Raw genomic sequence first — 15,270 nt, forward strand, 5'->3', positions numbered from 1 at the left:
CGTTTCCATTGGGTGTCGGCGGCGTGAGCGTAGCGATGTTTTCCGTAAACGTTCCCGACAACGTTTCCGAGAAGCGCTCGTTCCCGGAACGCGCCCCACGTGGCACGGCTATCGCGCAGAGAGCCCCAACGACGCCGCGATGGCGCGGGCGTCGCCCGCGGCGCTTCCCGTGCACGGCTGCACAAGGTCCGCCCACGCGCGGTACAGCGGCAGGCGCTCCCTCGCGAGCGCCTGGACGCCGCGCTCCTGTGACAGCGGCCTGTTTGCCTGCGACAGCTGCTCGGCGGGGCGGTCCAGCTGGACGATGGTGCCGTTCTGGTGCAGGAGGTCGTAGTTGCGCGGCTGGGTGACGATGCCGCCGCCGCAGGCCACCACGAGGCTGGAGCGGCTGCCGTAGTCGGCCGCGACCCGCGTCTCCCTCGAGCGGAACTCCGCCTCGCCGTGCGCGCGGATGAAATCGGCCGCCGAGGTGCCAAACTCGAGCCTGAACGCGTCGTCCAGGTCCACGAACGGACGTCCCAGCAGGTGCGCGAGCGCACGGCCCGTGGTGGTCTTTCCCACGCCCGGCATGCCAATGAGCACGACGTTGGCGGTCTGGCTCAAGATCTCGCGCTCGATGGCGCCCACGAGCGACCGGTCGAGCGGCGTGCCCTGGAACAGCTCGCTCGAGAAGAGCGCCTGCGCCACCAGCATGGCCAGGCCGCTCTGCCACGGCAGGCCCAGGCGCTCCGCCGCAAGGCAGATGCCGGTGCGCCGCGGGTTGTACACCACGTCCAGAACGCCGCGCAGCTCCGGGAGCGCGGCGAGGTCGTCCTCCGCCACCACGGAGGCCGGGCACTTGGGGTACATGCCCACCGGCGTCGTGTTCACGACGAGAAGCGCGTGGGGGTGCCGCCCGGGAAGGCCCTCGTAGCCGTCGTTCCCGTGGCGCGATATGACGGACACGTGCGCGCCGGTGTCCTCAAGCGCCGCCTGCACGGCCTGGCTCGCGCCGCCGTCGCCAAGCACGAGGACGTCCGCCCCCGAAAGCGCGGAGGCGCCCGCAAGGCCCAGGCGCTCGCGGCAGAACGACTCCAGCATCCACCCAAAGCCCAAGACGTCCGTGTTGTCCGCGTAGACGCTGCCGTCCGGCCTGCGCACGAGCGTGTTCGCAACGCCCAGGCGCTCCACGCGCTCGGAGCGCTCGTCCGCGAGCCGCGCCGCGTCGCGCTTGTACGGGATGGTCACGTTGAGGCCGCGCCACGACGCGTCCTCGCGCACGAACGGGGCGACCTCATCGGGCTCCAGCTCGATGAGGTCGTACGGGGTGGAGCCCAGCCGCGCGTGGATGAGCGGCGACCAGCTGTGGCCAAGCGTGCGTCCCAGCAGGCCAAAGCGGCCGTCGCGCGAGGGCGCGCTCTCCATCTGCGACACGTCAGATCACCTCGCTGTAGCTGCCGAGGTAGCGGAACTCCTCGCACGTGGACTCCAGCGAGCGCACCAGCGTGAAGAACTCCGGGGAGGCGGCGGGGCAGTCGATGTCGAAGTAGAACATGAACTCGAAGTCGCGGTCGGGTATGGGGCGGCTCTCGAGCTTGATGATGTTGATGTCGAGGTCGTAGAACTTCGCGAGCACCTTGTACAGCGCGCCCGGCTCGTGGTTCACCACCAGCATGAACGTGCTGCGGTCGGCGCCGGGGTAGATGGCGAGGTCCTTAGATATGCACGCGAAGCGCGTGTAGTTGTTGCCCTGGTCCTGCACGCTCGACGCGAGCACGTCCAGCCCGTAGATCCTGGCGCACGCGCGGGACGCGAGGGCGGCCACGTCGCGCCGCTCGCTCTCCGCAACCATCTTCGAGGCCATGGCCGTGTTCTCGCACGCGTGCACCGTGACGCCCTCAAGGGACGAGAGGAACTCGCCGCACTGGTTGATGGCCTGTTCGTGGCTATAGATGTGACGTATTTCCCCAAGGCCGCAGCCGGGCTTCGCCAGCAGGTTGTGGTCCACCTTCAGGCGGCACGTGCGCACGATGTGGAAGTTGTGGCGCATCATGGGGTCGAACACCTGGTTGACCGAGCCGGCCGTGCTGTTCTCGATCGGCAGCACGCCGAAGTCGGCGTAGTTCTCCTCCACGGCGCGGAACACCGCGTCGAACGTGTCGAAGTAGCCGATGTTCGCGTGACGGAAGATGCGGTCCGTCGCGATCTGCTGGTACGCGCCCTCGACCCCCTGGCACGCCACGTACGCGTCCCGCGGGAACAGCTCCGGGCTGTGCGCGAGGGCGTCGCGGATCTGCTCCACCGTGTGGCCCTCCGTGCCCAGGTGCTCGCCCTGGCGGTTGCGCGACGCCTCCATCAGCAGCTCAAACAGCACCTCCGTGTAGACCTTCATGTCCTCGGGCACCTGCGCGGCGCGCCTGGACAGCAGCTCGCGCTCGCGCGACCTGTCGAGCACGGGCAGGTCGTGGGCGCGCTTGTACGCGGCGACCGCGTCGGCGCACGACATGCGGCGCTTGAAGAGCTCCACGATCTGCGTGTCTATCGAGTCGATCTCTTTCCTGATGTCAGAGAGGTCTTCCACTGTTCCTCCGTGGTCCTTCTCGCCCGTGGCGCCGGCCTGGCTAACGCGCGGGCCTCGTGTTACGTGATTGGTGGGCGTGCACGCCCGGGCGCTACGCCTGGGGCTCCGGCGGGAAGCTCAGGAGCGCGTCCAGCAGCGCGAGCGCGCAGATGGCCTCCGCCACGGGCACGGCGCGCGTCGCGACGCACGGGTCGTGGCGTCCGTGCACCTCGAGCGTAGCGTCGGAGCCGCTGGTGAGGTCGACGCTCTCCTGCGGGCGAGAGATGCTGGACGTGGGCTTGAGGGCCATGCGGAAGAGCACGGGGGCGCCGGTGGTGATGCCGCCGAGCGCGCCGCCCGCGTTGTTCGTGACGGGCGTGACGGCGCCGTCCACCATGCGGTACGGGTCGTTGTCCTCGCTGCCGCGCAGGCGCGCTGCCTCGAACCCGCGGCCGAACTCCACGCCCTTCACGGCGGGCACGCCAAACGCCGCGCGCGCGACGAGGTTCTCGATGCCGTCGAACATGGGCGAGCCCACGCCCGCCGGCATGCCCGTGGCCACGCACTCCACGACGCCGCCGACGGAGTCGAGCTCGCGGCGAGCGTCGTCTATGGCGGCGAGCATGGCCTTGCCGGCCGCGTCGTCTATCGTGGGGAACGTGCGGCCGTCCGCGAGCGCGTCGAGCTGCGCCCGGAGGCGCGCCTGGGACGCAGGCGCGTTGTCGAGCGCGCACAGCGGCTCGTCGCGCACGTCGGCCACGCTCAGGAGGTGCGCGCCCACGCGCACGCCGCGCTTGGCCAGCACCTGGAGCGCGATGCCGCCCGCGGCGCACAGGGGGGCCGTCAGCCGGCCGGAGAAGTGGCCGCCGCCGGGAACGTCCTGGTTGCCGTGCCACTTTGCCCATGCGGTGTAGTCCGCGTGCCCCGGGCGCGGCACCGCCATGAGGTTGTCGTAGTCGCGCGAGCGGGTGTTCGTGTTCTCGATCACGACGGCGAGCGGGGCGCCGCACGTGGCGCCCTTGGGGTTGAGGCCGCTCACGACGCGCGGGAGGTCCGCCTCCTTGCGCGGCGTCGTCCACGGGCCCTGGCCGGGCGCGCGTCGCGCCATGAAGCGCCGGAGCGCCTCCATGTCGACGACGTGGCCGGAGGGGAGCCCCTCCACGACGCAGCCGACGGCCTGCGAGTGAGACTGTCCGAACACGGTGACCCTGAGGGCGTTTCCAAAGGTGGAGGGCATGGCTTACTCTCTTTCGCGCGCGACTCCGCCCAGCGAGCGGAAGTCCTCGAAGAAGGTGGGGTAGGACTTCGCGACGCACTCCGCGCCGCGGATGGTGGTGGGGCCCTGCGCATGCGCGGCGCACACGGCCGCCATCATGGCGATGCGGTGGTCGTTCGCCGCGTCGACGACGCCGCCGGGAAGGGTCCCCGTGCCGCGGACGAGAAGGTCGTCGCCCTCGACCGTGGCGTCGCCTCCCATGCCCGCGATGGCGGCGCGCACGGTCTCGAGTCGGTCGGACTCCTTCAGGCGCAGGCGCGCGGCGTCGGTGATGCGGGTCTCTCCCCGGGCGTACGCGGCCATGGCCGCGATGGGGGGCACCAGGTCCGGGATCTCGGCCACGCTCACGGTCCTGCCCACGAGCGCGGCGTGCTCCGCGGTTGCGGCTTCGCCCGCGGTGCGCGCGCGTGCGCCCAGAAGCGACGCGGCGCCGACGATGGCGCGGTCGCCCTGGGAGCTCCTGGGGTCGAGCCCCGTCACGCACACGGGTCCGCGGATGGCGCCGGCCGCGAGCCAGAACGCGGAGTTGGACCAGTCGCCCTCGACGGCGACGGTCCCGGGCGTGCGCACCGGCTGGTGCGCCACCTCGAACACCTCGAAGGACGTGCCGTCCGCCTGCTCGCGACCAACGCGGACGTCCACGCCGAACGTGCGCAGGGCATCCGTCGTGATGGTGACGTACGCGCGCGACTCGAACGGCTCGCTCACGCGCACGCGCACGCCGCCAGGAAGGAGCGGCGCCGCCATGAGGAGGCCCGAGACGTACTGGGACGACACGTCGCCCGGGATGTCGAACGTGCCGCCGGCGAGGCTTCCCTCGACGCGAAGCGGCAGGACGCCCCTCTGGGAGAGGCGCGCGCCGTGGGACAGCAGCTCCTCGTAGAGGGGGGAGAGCGGGCGCTTGGCCAGGCGGCCGTGGCCGTCGAGCGCGCACGGGCGCCCCAGCGCCGCCGCCACGGGCAGCATGAAGCGCAGCGTGGAGCCTGACTCGCCGCAGTCGAGCGTCGCGCCCGAGGCGGCAAGCGGCGCGCCGTCCGCGTCGCGCGGGATGGGCCGCACGCGGAAGGCGCGCCTCGTGCGCGCGATGCGCGCGCCGAGCGCCTCGAGGCAGCGAGCCGTGGCGTCGATGTCCTTCGAGGTGGTGTTGCAGTCTATGTCGGTCGTGCCGTCCGCGAGGGCCGCGAGGATGAGCAGCCGGTGCGCGACGGACTTGGAGGCCACCGCCGCTACCGTGCCCGAAAGCGGATGGGGTTCGATCGTGACGTCCATGCTCTTCTCCTTAGGGCCTACGCGGCGCCCGTGCCGCAGCCCAGGTCGACGAGGTGGCGGAACTCGGGCAGCGAAACGGTCCTGACCTCGACCGCGCCGATGCGCGTGGGCACGACGACGTTCACCGTCGACCCGTGGCGCTTCTTGTCGTGCGTGGCGAACGAGAGGAGCGTGTCGTGGTCGACCGCGGTGTCCGTGGGGAGCCCATAGGCCGCCACGGCGCAGACGATGTCGTCCGCGACGTCCTGCGCGCACCAGCCCATGCGCGCGGACGCGCGGGCGATGCAGCACATGCCCGCGGCGACGCTCGAGCCGTGGCCGAGCGCGAAGTCGCTCGCCGCCTCGATCGCGTGGCCGATGGTGTGGCCGAAGTTCAGGATCTGGCGGAGCCCGCGCTCGCGCTCGTCCGCGTCAACCACGTCGCGCTTGATCTCGACGTTGCGGCGGATCACGTCCGCGAGCTCCTGGCGGTCGAAGCCCTCGGCGTTGATGGGATGCGCCGCCAGGCGGCGGAACAGCGCCTCGTCGCGGATGACGCCGTGCTTGATGACCTCGCCGCACGAGTCCGTGAGAAGCTCCGGGGTGAGCGTGTCGAGGCAGTCGACGTCCGCGACGACGAGCGACGGCTGGAAGAACGCGCCGGCCAGGTTCTTGCCGGCCTCGAGGTCGACGGCCGTCTTCCCGCCGACGGAGGAGTCCACCATGGCCAGAAGCGACGTGGGCACCTGCACGATCTTGCATCCGCGCAGGTACAGCGCCGCGGCGAGCCCGCCCATGTCACCGGTGACGCCGCCGCCGACCGCGACGACGACGTCGTCGCGCGAAAGCTCCGCCGCGGCGAGGCCCTCGAGCAGGTCCGAGAGGGTGGATAGGCGCTTGTGCCTCTCGCCCGCGGGAAACACCTGGAGCGTCGTGCGGTAGCCGGCGTCCTCGAGCGACTCGGCCACGGCGTTCGCGTACAACGGCGCCACGTTGTCGTCCGAGATGACGCATGCCGCCGCACCGCCGCACGCCCTTCGCGTGAGCGTGCCGACCTCGTCGATCACGCCCTGGCCGATGAGGACGTCGTAGCTGCGCGACGGCGTCCTCACGTGAACGGTCGAGGTGCTCATCTGCGCTCGGCCTCCTTCTTCAGGCGGTCGCCCTCGGCGAGAAGGGCCTCGAGCCTCTGCCCGTCGCGCGCGTCGATCGCGTCCTTGTACTGCTGGAGGTTTCCTATCAGCGTCCCGATCTCGCGCGAGAGGTTGTCCGCGTTGTCGAGGAACAGCTCGCGCCACATGGGGGCGTTCAGGCGCGCGACGCGCGTGAGGTCCTTGTACGAGCCGGCGGAGAAGCCCTTGTGGCTCTGGGCCGCGGGGCTCTTGACGTACGCGTTGGAGACGACGTGCGCCAGCTGCGACGTGTACGCGATCTGCTCGTCGTGGAACGCCGCGGTCGCGAGCGTGAACGAGCCGAAGCCGCACGGCTCGAGCAGGTGCTTCAGGCGCTCGAGCACGCTCGCGCGGTCGAAGTCGTCCATCTTGGGCGGCACGACCACCATGGGCGCGCCGTGGAACATGTTCGCGCGGGAGTGCGCGAAGCCGGAGTACTGGGTGCCCGCCATGGGGTGGCAGCCCACGAACGTCCAGTCGCGGCCCTCGGCGATGGCGAAGCACTTCTCGCATATGACGCGCTTCACGCCCACGGCGTCGATGACGATGGCGCCGGGAGAGACGAGGTCCGCCTTCCTCTGCAGCCAGTCGATGGAGAACTGGGGGTAGCCCGCGAGGATGACGAGCTCGCACGTGGGGATGATGTCGTCGGTGAGCTCGCCGTCGATGGTCTCTATCTCCGCGAGCTCCACGGTGGCGTGCGTGCGGTTCCACGCGTACACCTCGCGGCCGCCCTCGTGCTCCGCCTTCGCGAACGAGCCGCCCATGAGGCCGAGGCCGACGACGCCGACCCTGTCGGGAACGTAGGTCGACTGTGCCATCACGCCTCGACCCCGCTCTCGTCGAGGTCCTGGCAGATGGCCTCTCGGATGACGCGGATGCGACGCATGGCGTCGTCGAACTGCGCCGGCGTGAGCGCCTGGGCGCCGTCGGACCACGCCTGGGACGGGTTGTCGTGCACCTCGATCTCGAGGCCGTCCGCGCCGGCGGCCGTCGCGGCGTACGCGGCGGGGCGCACGTAGCGCGTGTAGCCGGTCGAGTGGCTGGGGTCGCCGATGATGGGCAGGTGCGACAGGTGGTGCACCACGGGGATCGCGTTCACGTCGAACGTGTTGCGCGTGCGGGTCTCGAACGTGCGGATGCCGCGCTCGCACAGGATGACGTTGGGGTTGCCCTCGCTCATGATGTACTCCGCGCCCATGAGGAGCTCGTCGATGGTCTCGGACATGCCGCGCTTCAGGAGCACCGGGGTGCGGGTCTTGCCGACCTCGCGCAGGAGCGGGAAGTTCTGGGCGTTGCGCGCGCCGATCTGCATGACGTCGATCCCCTTGTCCAGGAAGAGCTGGACGTCGCGGGGGTCCATGACCTCCGTGACGACGGGCATGTCGAGCTCCGCGGACGCCTCGAGCAGGATGTCGAGGCCCTTCTCGCCCATGCCCTGGTACGAGTACGGGCTGGTGCGGGGCTTGTACGCGCCGCCGCGCAACATCGTGGCACCGGAGCGCTTCACGGCTCGGGCGATGTCGATGAGGCCCTTGCCCTCGACGGAGCACGGGCCGGCGATGACCTGGAAGTTGCCGCCGCCCAGAAGCACGCCGTGGCCGCAGTCGACGACGGTGTCCTCGGGGTGGAACTTGCGGTTCGCCTTCTTGAACGGCTCGGAGACGCGCCTGACCTGGTCGATGATGTCCATGGACTCCAGCAGGAACGGGTCGATCTGCGTGGTGTCGCCGATGATGCCGACGATGGTCTCGTTCTCGCCCTTCGAGACGTTGGTCTTGAAGCCGCGGTCCTCGATCCACTTGACGAAGTGGCTCAGCTGCTCTGGCGTGGCCGAGTCCTTAACGATTGCGATCATGTGCATACCTTTCGTGCGCCGACGCATGCGTGCGGACGCAGTAGCTTTCCATACGTTGACGATGCTAACGCATGGTATTTGGTATGTAGCGCGTCGGTATTCAAAGCGTTACGAAAAAAGGACGCCCGAAGGCGTCCCTCGTCACGCGATGGTGACCCCAGTGGGGCTCGAACCCACGACCTTTCGCTCCGGAGGCGAACGCTCTGATCCACTGAGCTATGGGGCCAAAAAGAGATGTTACTACAAGTTCGCCGGAATGTCTTGCGGGGAGTGCGGGCGCGTTTTGAAATCGGGTAGACTGAGGTGACTGGCTTGACGGCATGCGCGGCGGAAGCCGCGGGACGAGGCAGCGGCGGAGGTGTTTCTTGGAGCGAGGCGACGGAGGCACGTGTCTGGGCGAGGGCGAGCGCGCGACGCTTGGCCTTACGGACGAGCAGGTCGCGCAGCGCGTGCGCGCCGGGCAGGTGAACGCGAACGCGGACGTGAAGACGAAGTCCGTGTGGCAGATACTTCGCGAGCACACGTTCACGCTGTTCAACGCCGTGAACGTCGCGATGGCGGCCCTGGTGGTCTCCACGGGCTCCTACAAGAACGTCGCGTTCATGGCCGTGGTCGCGAGCAACCTCGTCATCGGCGTGTTCCAGGAGATCCGCGCGAAGCGCAAGGTGGACCGGCTGTCAATCCTGACCGCGAAGGACGTGTGCGTGCTGCGCGCGGGCGAGAAGCGCCACGTGCCGGTGTCGGCGGTCGTGCGGGACGACGTGGTGCTACTTGCCCACGGCGACCAGGTGCCGGCGGACGGCGTGGTGCTGAGGGGCAGCCCGCGCATGGACGAGAGCCTGCTGACGGGCGAGAGCAACGCCATAGAGAAGTCCGTGGGCGACGAGGTGCTATCGGGATCGTTCGTGGACTCCGGGGCGTTTGCGTACCGCGTGACGCGCGTGGGACGCGACGCGTACGCGGCGAAGCTCAACGCTGAGGCGAAGTACGTGAAGCGGGTGCGCTCCGAGATACTCTCCACGCTGTCCGCGATCATACGGCTTGGCACCATCGCGCTCATACCGCTTGGCGCGGGGCTGTTTGTCCGCATCATCCTCATGGGCCGCTACGGCTACGACGACGCGGTGCTGCAGACCGTCGCGGCCGTGGTGGGCATGATCCCGCAGGGGCTGGTGCTCCTGACGTCGAGCGTGCTTGCCATCGCGACGACGAGGCTCGCGTCGAAGAGCGTGCTGGTGCAGCAGTCGTACTGCGTCGAGACGCTCGCGCGCGTGGACGTGCTGTGCCTGGACAAGACGGGCACCATCACGACGGGCGCCATGGAGGTGGCGGAGGTGCGCGGCGACGCGGCGCGGGCCGCGGTCACGATCGCGGCCGCGAACGAGGCGGACGCGAACGAGACGGCGCGCGCGATCCTGGAGTACGGCAGGGCGCGGGGCGTTGAGGCGCTCGCGGTGACGAGGGCCGTGCCCTTCTCGTCCAGGACGAAGTGCTCCGGCTGCGTCACGGCCGACGGGACGGCGCTGGTGATGGGCGCGGCGCAGTTTGTGATGGGCGCCGCGTTTGGGCAGGTGGAGGACGAGGTGCGCTCGTTTTCGGGCCTCATGCGCGTGCTGGTGGTCGCGCGCGTGGACGGCTTTGCGCGGGACGGCTCCGCGGTGGGGACCCCGCGCGTGCTGGGGTTCTTGGGCATACGCGACCAGATCCGCCCGACGGCCGCCCAGACGATGCGCTACTTTCGCGAGCAGGGCGTGGACATCCGCGTCATATCCGGCGACGACCCGCGCACGGCGTCGAGCATCGCGGCGGCCGTGGGGGTGCCGGGGGCCGAGAGGTGCGTGGACGCCTCGACCCTGAAGACGGACGCGGACGTGGCGGACGCCGTGGAGAAGTGCCGCGTGTTCGGCCGCGTCACGCCCCACATGAAGCGGCGCCTGGTGCGCACGCTGCGCGAGGCGGGCCATGTGGTCGCCATGACGGGCGACGGCGTGAACGACGTGCTCGCCCTGAAGGACGCGGACTGCTCAGTCGCCATGGCGTCGGGCTCGGCCGCGGCCAGGAACGTGGCCGAGATCGTGCTTGTGGACAACGACTTCGCGCACCTTCCGGAGGTGGTGGCGGAGGGCCGGCGCTCCATCAACAACCTGCAGCGCTCGGCGTCGCTCTTCCTCATGAAGACCGTGTACTCCGCCGTGCTCGCGCTCGTGTGCATCGTGCTGCCGCCGTACCCGTTCATCCCCGTGCAGATGTCTCTGGTGTCCACGGCGATCATCGGCGCGCCGTCGTTCTTGCTGGCGCTTGAGCCCAACCACGAGCGCGTGCGGGGCAGGTTCCTCACGAACGTGCTCTCGCGCTCGCTGCCGGCGTCCGTCGCGATCATCCTCGCGATAGTCGCCTCCATCGCGGCGTCGAAGCTCATGGGCTGGTCGGACGGCGTCATGTCGACGGTCTGCATGTTCCAGATGTTCGCCGTCGGCATCGCGCTCATCTACAGGATCTCGCGGCCGCTCAACCCCATGCGCGTGGGCGTCATCTGCGTGGTGGTTGCCATCGTGGTCGCGGGAACGACGGCGGGGGCCGGGTTCTTCTCGGTCGTTTCGCCTACGTTTAATTCTGCCGTCACGTCCGTCGCGATAGCGGCGGTGGCGATAGTCTTGTTCAACAGGTTGTACGACGAATCCGTTGCGGAGGCCGGCCCCAGGGGCCTCGTCGGGTTCCTCATAAGGAAGTTGGAGGCGCTTGATGACAGTGAGTAAAGAGTTCGAGGCCGCCGTCAGGGCTGCCAGGCACCCCAAGACGCTCGAGGCCGCGGGCACCGGGTATGCGGTGTACGACGTGTCCGGCGTGCCGGGCGCGGACAGGCTGCCCAGGGCGCTCGTGGTGCTGCTCGAGAACTGCGTGCGCCGAGCCGCCACGGACGAGGAGGCCGTCGAGCTCGCGAGCCGCGTGGTCGAGGCCGGCCTTGCCGGCGAGCAGGGCCGCGAGATCCAGTTCATGCCGTCGCGCGTGCTGTTCCAGGACTTCACGGGCGTGCCCGTCTTCGTGGACTTCGCGGCCATGCGCGACGCCATGGTCGAGCGCGGCGGCGACCCGTCCAAGGTGAGCCCGCGCATCCCGTGCACGCTCGTCGTGGACCACTCCGTCATCGCGGACGTGACGGGGACCGAGGACGCCGCCCTCCAGAACCAGCGCAAGGAGGCCCAGCGCAACCGCGAGCGCTTCGCGTTCCTCAAGTGGGCGGCGAACTCCTTCGACAACGTGCGCATCGTGCCGCCCGGGGAGGGCATCTGCCACCAGCTGAACATGGAGCGTTTCAGCCAGGTCGTGGGGACGGACGCGCTCGCCGCGGGCGATGAGCCCGTCGCGTGCTTCGACACGCTCGTGGGCACGGACTCCCACACGACGACGGCGAACGGCCTCGGCGTGCTCGGCTGGGGCGTCGGCGGCATAGAGGCGGAGGCCGCGGCCCTCGGGCAGCCCATCTCGATGCTCGTGCCGCCCGTCGTGTCGCTCAGGCTCACGGGAAGGCTGCGCGACGGCGCAAGCGGCATGGACCTCGCGCTCACCGTGGCGCAGCTCCTGCGCGCGGAGGGCGTCGTCGGCACGCTCGTCGAGGTCACGGGCGACGGCGTCCAGACGCTCACCGCGACGCAGCGCGCGTGCGTCGCGAACATGACGCCGGAGTACGGCGCCACGACGACGCTGTTCCCCGTGGACGAGCGCTCCGTCGAGTACCTGCGCCTCACGGGCAGGAGCGACGCCCAGGTCGAGCTCATCCGCTCCTACCTCGGCATGCAGGGCGTCTTTGGCCAGACGCGCGGCCGCACGTACGCGCGCGAGGTCACGCTCGACCTCGCGACCGTCGAGCCCAGCCTCGCCGGTCCGTCGCGCCCGCACGACCGCGTGACGCCCGCCGGCCTGCCAGAGCGCTTCTCTAAGGGGCTCGCGGCGCACGGCGTGAAGGACCCGGCCGCCCGCTTCGACGTGGCGCTGGGCGAGAAGAGCGTGAGCCTGGGCCACGGCGCCATCGCGATCGCGGCCATCACCAGCTGCACCACGGCGACGGACCCCGCGATGATGGTGGGCGCGGGCATCCTGGCGAAGAAGGCCGTCGAGCGCGGCCTTGCGCCGAAGCCCTGGGTCAAGAAGGTGCTGGCGCCGGGCTCGCGCGTGACGTCGCTCATGCTCGAGCGCGCGGGGCTGACGGGCGCCCTCAGGAAGCTCGGCTTCTACACCTGCGGATTCGGCTGCATGAGCTGCATCGGAAACTCGGGCGACATACCGGAGTCGCTGAAGGAGCTCTCTTCGAGCATGGAGCTCACGAGCGTGCTTTCCGGCAACCGCAACTTCGAGGGCCGCATCTCGCCGTACGTGAGCCAGAACTACCTCATGCAGCCGGCGCTCGTCGTGGCGTACTCGCTCGTCGGCACGGTCGACGTCGACCTCGCGCACGAGGCGGTCGGCGTGGGCGCCGACGGAAGCGAGGTCATGCTGAGGGACATCATGCCCACGAACGAGGAGATCGCGGCCGTGCTGGACGAGGTCCTCACCCCGGAGCTCTTCGCGGAGGGCTCGCGCGGGCTGTTCGAGGGCTCGAGCGTGTGGCGCGACATCGACGCGGGCTCGAGCGACACGTTCGACTGGGACGAGGACTCCACCTACGTGCGGAGGGCCCCGTACTTCGACGACGCCGTGCACCGCGACGTCGTGGAGGTGCGCGGGGCGCGGGCGCTCGCCCTTCTCGGCGACTTCGTGACGACGGACCACATATCGCCCGCGGGCGCGATCGCGCCGGACTCGCCGGCTGCCCGCTACCTGCGCGAGCACGGAGTCAGGCCCGAGGACTTCAACACGTACGGCAGCCGTCGCGGCAACCACGAGGTCATGATGCGCGGCACGTTCGCGAACGTGAAGCTCTCGAACGCGCTCGCTGACGGGCGCAAGGGCGGTTGGACCCGCGACTTCGTCGACGGGAAGGTCAAGAGCATCTTCGACGCGTCCGTGGACTACGCGGAGCACAAGATCCCGCTCGTCGTGGTGGCCGGCAAGCTGTACGGCTCGGGCTCGAGCCGCGACTGGGCGGGGAAGGGCCCGGCGCTCCTGGGCGTGCGCGCCGTCATCGCGCAGAGCTTCGAGCGCATCCACCGCTCGAACCTGGTACAGATGGGCGTGCTTCCCCTGCAGCTCAGGGACGGCGAGAGCGCGGAGACCCTCGGGCTCGACGGGACGGAGACGTTCGACGTGTCGCCCGTGGACGTGAGCGACGGGCTGCCTGCGGATCGCACGGCGACCGTCACCGCGACGAAGGCGGACGGCACGAAGATTGTGTTCGAGTGCGTCGTGAGGGTGGACACGCCGATGGAGGGGGACTATCTTTCATCGGGCGGCATCCTGCCCTACGTGCTGGACGAGCTCGCGGAGTAGAATCGACCTCGCGGGGGTGCGGGCGTGCCCCCGCGAGGCGCTTGCGCCTTCGATCGATGCGACCTGGAGGTCGGTGTTGTGATTTGCCCTAACTGTGGATCAAACGTGCCAGACGGGCTTTCGAAGTGCCCAGCGTGCCACGCGGACATGGACCGCATCGTCGTAGAGCGCGACGCGGACGAGACGTGGTGCAAGAGCTGCGGATCCCTCGTCCCGAGGGGGGAGCTCGTGTGCCCGTGCTGCGGCATGCCGGTGGACTCCGGGGACGACCGAGACTTCGCGGAGCAGGCCATCGAGGCCGGAGACGCGACGGGCGACCTGTCGAGCGACAGCGAGCAGACGAACGTGATGCCCAGGATCGAGAGCGCCATACCCTCCGAGGACGACGACACGAGCACGGTCGCGGAGCACGACCGTCTGCCGCGGGCGAAGGTCATGATCATCACGATGGCGACGGCCGTGGCGGCGGTGAGCGGCCTGGTGCTGCTTATCACGCATCCCTGGAACCCCGGGGCGTTCGACGACAGGGCGAAGACGGACGCGAGCACGTCCATGGCGGGCTATCCCGGCGCGATCAAGGAGCTGAAGGGCCAGGACAAGGACTCGAGCCAGAAGTCTGCGAAGAGCGGGGACGACGTCACCTACGAGGCCCTCACGAAGGCGTACAAGAAGCTCAAGACGCTCGAGAGCAAGGTCGACGAGAACGAGGACCTGTTCAACGACGTCGCGTACTCCGGCTCCCAGGAGCAGAGGAACTCCGGCAAGAGCAAGGCCGAGGCGATATCCCTCGAGATAAGCAACCTCATTGGCGACATCAAGGACGTCGACGTCACGTCCGGCACGTACGCGGAGGACGAGAAGAACCTCCTCACGCTCGGCAACTACATGCGAAACAGGATGGACGCCCTGTACGAGGCCTGGAAGCGCTCCGCGATGTCGGACAACCCGCAGACGGACAAGTCGCTCATAGAGGAGCCCCTGAAGGACGGCGGGGCATCGGTCACGGCAAGCTACAAGAAGCTGTTCGAGGACAACTACGACGACTGGAAGCCGACGAAGAAAAGCTCCGAGTGACGCATGCGTTCTGCCGAATATGTGAAACAATATCGCTGCTGCTAGAATTAACAGGATGAATAGGCTCAACACGAGCGAGAGCTCGACCGTTGTTTGAAGGGGGAGACATGGGATTCTTTTCCGAACCCGTCTACACGCCCGAGTACGAGGTGGCTGGCGACGAGGTCGCCGTGTTCGACACGAGCAAGGGAACCATCCGCGTAAGGCTCGATGGAGAGGGCGCCCCCATCCACGTCGCGAACTTCTGCGAGCTTGCGAGCGCAGGCTTCTATGATGGGCTGAAGTTCCACCGCTACGTCCCCGACTTCGTGATCCAGGGCGGCTGCCCGAACACGAGGGACATGACCCCCGAGCAGGTCGCCTCGGGCATGCCCGGGCCGGACGGCATGCCGTGCACGGGCGGTCCCGGCTATCGCATCAAGCACGAGTACGACGTCAACCCCCGCAACAGCCACGTAGACGGCGCCCTCGCGATGGCGCGCTCCCAGAACCCGGACTCCGCCGGCTCCCAGTTCTACTTCTGCCTCGGCGCGCAGCACTTCCTCGACCCGAACTACACGGTGTTCGGAAACACGATCGAGGGGATGGACGTCATCTCGAAGCTGCGTGCGGGGGACCTCATCCGGTCCATCAGGATTGAGCACGCGCAGCGATAGAAGAACAGAAACACTCGACAGAG

Annotated in this window: 11 protein-coding genes and 1 tRNA gene; 4 read left to right on the forward strand and 8 right to left on the reverse strand. The window is 69.2% G+C overall.

Translation table 11 applies throughout. The annotated features are described in order from the left end of the window. Positions 1 to 108: 108 nt before the first annotated feature. The 8 genes from HF885_RS06115 to HF885_RS06150 form a co-directional block, all read right to left on the reverse strand. Positions 109 to 1,404 (reverse strand): shikimate kinase, encoded by a 1,296-nt coding sequence (locus HF885_RS06115; protein WP_170104172.1) that lies wholly within the window; start codon positions 1,402 to 1,404, stop codon positions 109 to 111. 10 nt (positions 1,405 to 1,414) lie between these two features. After that, positions 1,415 to 2,560 carry a bifunctional chorismate mutase/prephenate dehydratase gene (locus HF885_RS06120; protein WP_170104060.1) on the reverse strand — a complete coding sequence of 382 codons (1,146 nt, stop codon included), beginning with the start codon at positions 2,558 to 2,560 and terminating at the stop codon, positions 1,415 to 1,417. Between the two features lie 91 nt (positions 2,561 to 2,651). Then, positions 2,652 to 3,776 carry a chorismate synthase gene (gene aroC, locus HF885_RS06125; protein ID WP_170104062.1) on the reverse strand — a complete coding sequence of 375 codons (1,125 nt, stop codon included), beginning with the start codon at positions 3,774 to 3,776 and terminating at the stop codon, positions 2,652 to 2,654. A 3-nt stretch (positions 3,777 to 3,779) separates the two neighbouring features. Further along, entirely contained in the window at positions 3,780 to 5,084 is a 1,305-nt protein-coding gene (gene aroA, locus HF885_RS06130) for a 3-phosphoshikimate 1-carboxyvinyltransferase (protein WP_170104063.1), read from the reverse strand. 17 nt (positions 5,085 to 5,101) lie between these two features. Further along, positions 5,102 to 6,196: a 3-dehydroquinate synthase gene (gene aroB / locus HF885_RS06135; RefSeq protein ID WP_170104065.1), complete on the reverse strand. Its 1,095-nt coding sequence runs from the start codon at positions 6,194 to 6,196 to the stop codon at positions 5,102 to 5,104. Beyond that, the gene (locus HF885_RS06140) at positions 6,193 to 7,056 is read right to left on the reverse strand and encodes a prephenate dehydrogenase (RefSeq protein ID WP_170104067.1); all 864 of its coding nucleotides are present in this window, start codon (positions 7,054 to 7,056) and stop codon (positions 6,193 to 6,195) included. Before HF885_RS06140 ends, aroB begins: the two co-directional genes overlap by 4 nt. After that, positions 7,056 to 8,093: a 3-deoxy-7-phosphoheptulonate synthase gene (aroF, locus tag HF885_RS06145; RefSeq protein ID WP_170104069.1), complete on the reverse strand. Its 1,038-nt coding sequence runs from the start codon at positions 8,091 to 8,093 to the stop codon at positions 7,056 to 7,058. The genes HF885_RS06140 and aroF overlap by 1 nt, the downstream gene beginning before the upstream one ends. Before the next feature lie 149 nt (positions 8,094 to 8,242). Beyond that, positions 8,243 to 8,319 (reverse strand) — tRNA-Arg (locus HF885_RS06150). 139 nt (positions 8,320 to 8,458) lie between these two features. Between HF885_RS06150 and HF885_RS06155 the strand changes: the two genes are divergently transcribed. The 4 genes from HF885_RS06155 (at position 8,459) to HF885_RS06170 (ending at position 15,247) form a co-directional block, all read left to right on the forward strand. Continuing rightward, the gene (locus HF885_RS06155) at positions 8,459 to 10,849 is read left to right on the forward strand and encodes an HAD-IC family P-type ATPase (protein WP_235927337.1); all 2,391 of its coding nucleotides are present in this window, start codon (positions 8,459 to 8,461) and stop codon (positions 10,847 to 10,849) included. Further along, positions 10,836 to 13,517 carry an aconitate hydratase AcnA gene (acnA, locus tag HF885_RS06160; RefSeq protein WP_170104071.1) on the forward strand — a complete coding sequence of 894 codons (2,682 nt, stop codon included), beginning with the start codon at positions 10,836 to 10,838 and terminating at the stop codon, positions 13,515 to 13,517. Before HF885_RS06155 ends, acnA begins: the two co-directional genes overlap by 14 nt. A 78-nt stretch (positions 13,518 to 13,595) precedes the next feature. After that, the gene (locus HF885_RS06165; RefSeq protein WP_328804341.1) at positions 13,596 to 14,591 is read left to right on the forward strand and encodes a zinc ribbon domain-containing protein; all 996 of its coding nucleotides are present in this window, start codon (positions 13,596 to 13,598) and stop codon (positions 14,589 to 14,591) included. Positions 14,592 to 14,698: 107 nt separating this feature from the next. After that, complete coding sequence (locus HF885_RS06170) at positions 14,699 to 15,247, forward strand: peptidylprolyl isomerase (RefSeq protein ID WP_170104073.1); 549 nt, start codon at positions 14,699 to 14,701, stop codon at positions 15,245 to 15,247. Positions 15,248 to 15,270: the final 23 nt, after the last annotated feature.

This window comes from Parafannyhessea umbonata (assembly GCF_012844235.1).
Taxonomy (GTDB): domain Bacteria; phylum Actinomycetota; class Coriobacteriia; order Coriobacteriales; family Atopobiaceae; genus Parafannyhessea.

Coding starts and splice junctions, on each gene's coding strand:
- HF885_RS06115 (WP_170104172.1), bottom strand. CDS start 1,404: ATGGAGAGCGCGCCCTCGCGCGACGGCCGCTTTGGCCTGCTGGGACGC.
- aroC (WP_170104062.1), bottom strand. CDS start 3,776: ATGCCCTCCACCTTTGGAAACGCCCTCAGGGTCACCGTGTTCGGACAG.
- aroA (WP_170104063.1), bottom strand. CDS start 5,084: ATGGACGTCACGATCGAACCCCATCCGCTTTCGGGCACGGTAGCGGCG.
- aroB (WP_170104065.1), bottom strand. CDS start 6,196: ATGAGCACCTCGACCGTTCACGTGAGGACGCCGTCGCGCAGCTACGAC.
- HF885_RS06140 (WP_170104067.1), bottom strand. CDS start 7,056: ATGGCACAGTCGACCTACGTTCCCGACAGGGTCGGCGTCGTCGGCCTC.
- aroF (WP_170104069.1), bottom strand. CDS start 8,093: ATGATCGCAATCGTTAAGGACTCGGCCACGCCAGAGCAGCTGAGCCAC.
- acnA (WP_170104071.1), top strand. CDS start 10,836: ATGACAGTGAGTAAAGAGTTCGAGGCCGCCGTCAGGGCTGCCAGGCAC.
- HF885_RS06170 (WP_170104073.1), top strand. CDS start 14,699: ATGGGATTCTTTTCCGAACCCGTCTACACGCCCGAGTACGAGGTGGCT.